The 3,780-nt window shown below is 73.4% G+C and carries 4 protein-coding genes; 3 read left to right on the top strand and 1 reads right to left on the bottom strand.

Going from position 1 to position 3,780, the window contains the following annotated elements:
- Window positions 1-322, top strand: a 322-nt coding sequence (locus ACIQOV_RS31960; protein ID WP_401054181.1) for a transposase family protein, incomplete at its 5' end; no start/stop codon positions are given.
- Here the strand turns inward: ACIQOV_RS31960 and ACIQOV_RS31965 are convergent.
- The gene (locus tag ACIQOV_RS31965) at window positions 306-1,523 is read right to left on the bottom strand and encodes an MFS transporter (RefSeq protein WP_331768618.1); all 1,218 of its coding nucleotides are present in this window, start codon (window positions 1,521-1,523) and stop codon (window positions 306-308) included. The two genes, ACIQOV_RS31960 and ACIQOV_RS31965, sit on opposite strands and share 17 nt — an antisense overlap.
- Window positions 1,524-1,644: 121 nt before the next feature.
- Here ACIQOV_RS31965 and ACIQOV_RS31970 point away from each other — a divergent pair, with 121 nt between their 5' ends.
- On the top strand, window positions 1,645-2,649 hold the full coding sequence (locus ACIQOV_RS31970) for a DUF5937 family protein (RefSeq protein WP_331768619.1): 1,005 nt from the start codon (window positions 1,645-1,647) through the stop codon (window positions 2,647-2,649).
- A gap of 398 nt (window positions 2,650-3,047) precedes the next feature.
- On the top strand, window positions 3,048-3,780 hold a 733-nt coding region (locus ACIQOV_RS31975; protein ID WP_401054182.1), incomplete at its 3' end, for an AMP-binding protein.

Genomic DNA, 3,780 nt, shown 5'->3' on the forward strand with positions numbered 1-3,780 from the left:
AGAGTGTCCGAGCTGCGGTAGCTGGTCAGGACGTGTCCACAGCGGGTACGAGCGGCAGGTCAGCGACACAGCGGTCTCCGGCCAGGAGCTCGTGCTGCACCTGCGGGTCCGCCGGTTCTTCTGCGACGCCGCCGACTGCGGGAAGCGGACCTTCGGCGAGCAGATCCCCGGCCTGACGTTCCGTTATGGGCGGTGCACAGTGCCGCTGCGGAAAGTTCGCGAGGCCGTCGCCCTTGCCCTCGGTGGCCGGGCCGGGGCCCGCCTGGCCGAGCACCTGTCAGCAGGGATCGGCCGGGACGCCCTTGTCACGGCGTCGGCCTGAGTACCCGCACCAGCAGCGCCGTGCAGAGCAGGGAGGCCGCCGCCCCCACGGCGATGCCCGCCGACGGCCGGGCCAGCTCGGCGACGGCGCCGGTCAGGCCGGCGGCGATGCCCTGGCAGGACATCAGGCCGGAGGCCGCCAGCCCGAAAGCCTGACCGCGTGACTCGACAGGGACGACGTCGACGAACGATTCCTGGAGGCACAGGCTGTAGCCGAAGCCGATACTGGCCAGCGCCGCCAGCCCGGCGGCCGCGGCGATGCCCGGCTGGGCGGCGAAGAGCAGGTACGGGGCGCCCAGCAGCACGGACAGCGGCAGTGCCCAGCGGCTGCGCCGGCGTCGGGTGGCGAAACGGCCGACGAGGGTGTCGCCGATCAGCATGCCCAGCGCCGCGGCGGTGAGCAGCGCGCCGACGGCCCGGGGGCTGCCGATCTCGTCCGCGTACGAGATCATGGTCGCTTCCGCGCCGACGATCCAGCACGCGGGCAGGCACAGCGCCAGCAGCAGGCGGCGCACCCGGACGTCCGCCCACAGCGCCCGGTTGACCGCCCAGGTCGTGGAGAGGGCCCGTGCCGGGGTGACGGCGGATCCGTCCGCCCCTCGCGGCGGGCGGATCCGCAGGCCCAGGCGGAGCACCGCGGCGGACAGCAGGGCGCCGCCGCAGACCACCCAGAGTGTGCCGACCGGCCCGAGCAGTGCGAGCAGGGCGCCGCCCACGGCGAAGCCGCAGATCTGCGCGGCGCCGACCGTGACGTTCATCAGGGACTGGGCCAGCACGAACCGGCGCTCGCCCATGAGTTCTGGGAGCAGGGCTGTCTTCATGGCGGCGGGCACGGGGTCGAACAGGCCGTACAGCATGCTCAGGGCCAGGACTCCGGGCACCGGCAGCACGTCGAGGGCCAGCACGGCCGCTCCGGCTGCTCGGGCCGCGTCCCAGGCGGCCATGGTCAGCCGGGGCGGGAGCCGGTCTGCCAGGGAGAGCAGGGCGGCGCTGCCGAACACCTGCGGCAGCAGTCCCGCCACGTAGGCGATGCCGGACAGCAGGGGGGAGCCGCTGCGGCTGTAGACGAGCGCGGACAGGGCGAGGGCCTTCATGACCTCGCCCAGGTTGAGCAGCGCGTGGGCCACCCACAGCACGCGGAAGTCCCGTTCCCGGAACACCTCCCGGTATCCCGGGGGCCGAGTGTCGTCGCTGACGAGCATGGTGTTTCTCCTGGGGCGGGGGGACGGTTCGGCGGCGGTTCTCCGCCGGCCGGGAGACAGCAGGATGGCCACGCGCGGACGGCGCCCACTAGGGTTTCGTCCACAGGCGAAAGGTCATGTCGTGACGCTGCGCATCGAGATGGGGGCCGGAGACCTCGGGGCCAGTCGTTTCGCGATATCCCCGATCACCCAGGTCGTGGCGGCCCTGCTGGTCCTGTCCGGCCGGATCTCCTCGTGGACGGCGCGGCCGTGGGTGGAGCGCAATCGGGGGCGTCTGCGGGCGATGTGCGATGCCGAGCCGGACCTGGGGACCTTGGTGTCCGTCCTGCGTGTCCGCGGCTACAACCCGGACTTCATCGCACCGCCTCCCCGGGACAGCTCTTCGACGTTCATTCAGGACCTGGCCGCGGTCCGGGAGACGCCGGCGGCGCGGGCCCATCAGGAGGTGATGCGGGTCCTCGAAGGGCGCGAGCTGCCCGACGGGGTGGCCCGCATCTTCGACTCGCCCGATCCCGTGGGCCGCTTCACGCGTGTCCTGGGCCTGGCCTGGGAGGAGTTCGTGGCCCCGGACTGGGACCGGATGCGCGCCATCTTGCAGCGTGATCTCGCCCACCGCGCCGACCGGCTGATCGCCGAGGGCTGGAACGGCGTGCTCGGCGACCTGGCCCCCACGGTCCGGTGGCGCACCCATGCCCGCGGTGCCGTCATCGAGGTCTCCGGCATGCCGGACGAGGAACGGGTCCTGCGCCGGGGCGGCGTCCTGTACCTGCCCAACCTGTTCGACGCCCTGTGGGTCTGCCTGGACGAACCGTGGCGCAACGCCGTGGTCTACCCGGCCGGTGGCGCCGCCGCCCTGTGGCCGGCCGCCGCCCCGTGCCGTCCGGCCGCGGATCACCTGGTCCCGCTGATCGGCCGGTCCAGGGCTCTGATCCTCGCCACCCTGGACGGACCGGTCACCACCACGCAGCTCACCCGCGCCCTGCGCATGAGCCTCGGCGCGGTCGGCGGCCATCTGGCCGTCCTGCGCAGGTCCGGTCTGGTCGAGGGCACCCGGACGGGCCGCGCCGTGGTCTACCGGCGCACCGGGCTGGGCGACGCGTTGGTCGCGAGGCCCTCCACGGGCTGAGATAGCCAGGGGATTGGCCGCCGATACGCCGAAGATATGCGTGCGTCGACCATGGGCCCGAGCACGTCCTTCACCTGCGAGGAGGCCCGCCCGTGACGTCCGCTGTCCCCACCGGTCCCGCTCCCGGCAGCACCGGGACAGCGCAGGTGTGTGCCACGGGCCCGTGATGCCCAGGTCGCCCTCGTCCTCGGCCGGCTGTCCGGTGGTCGCGTCGGCCGAGGGAAATCACCACCCCGCTGGGGACGGCGCATGGTTGACCGGCCGGACCGCTTGGAGGACTCCCCGATGAGCAGTAACCCCATGACGTACACAGGCGCCGCCGCGGCGCCGCCGGCCACCGGCACGCTCGATGTGTCGGTGGCCGTCCCCCTGCCCCCCGCCACGGCCCGCGGCCTGCAGTGCTGGCGGAGCACGCCGGCCACGCCCCGGCCGCGGTGCCGCTGGCGGGCTTCTGGGCCCTGCTGCTGCGGTGGAGCGGCCACGAGGAGGTGCAGGTCGACACGTCGTCCGGACCGCTGCGCTGCCGCACGGACGAGGAGACCACGTTCCGGCAGCTCATCGAGCAGGCCGCCCGGGCGACGCGTGCCGCTGGGGCTTCCTCGGCCTCCTACCGGGCCGTCGTCCCCCATCCGCTGGTGGCCGCAGGCAGCGCGCACGAGCTCCGGCTCAGCTGCTCCTGGGGCGCGCAGGGGATCCACTGCGCGCTGGAGTGTGCACCGGGAACGTTCAGCGCGGCCGAACTCGGCCGCTTTGCCGGGCAGTTGTCGGTGCTGCTGACCAACGGCGCGATTCGCCCGGATCAGTACGTCCAGGAGCTGGGCCTGATCACCGCCGAGGAGCGGCGCGCCGCCGTCGGCCCGTTCAACGACACAGCGCGTTTCTTCGACGATTCCCTGCTGCTGCATCAGCTGGTGGAGGCCCAGGTCGCGCGTACCCCCGACGCCGTCGCCGTGCGCTGCGACGCCGAGAGCCTCACCTACCGGCAGCTGGACGCCCTCGCCAACGGCCTGGCGCATCGGCTGACGGGGCTCGGCGTCAGCGCCGGCACTCCCGTCGGTGTCTGTGTGGGGCGGGGTGCGGAGCTCATCTGGTCGCTTCTCGGGGTGCTCAAGGCGGGCGGGGTGCACATCC

The organism is Kitasatospora sp. NPDC091257 (genome assembly GCF_044757675.1).
Taxonomy (GTDB): Bacteria; Actinomycetota; Actinomycetes; order Streptomycetales; family Streptomycetaceae; genus Kitasatospora; species Kitasatospora lactacystinica.

Bases quoted from the DNA above. Each gene is read 5' to 3' on its own strand.
- ACIQOV_RS31965 (WP_331768618.1), bottom strand. From the start codon at position 1,523: ATGCTCGTCAGCGACGACACTCGGCCCCCGGGATACCGGGAGGTGTTC.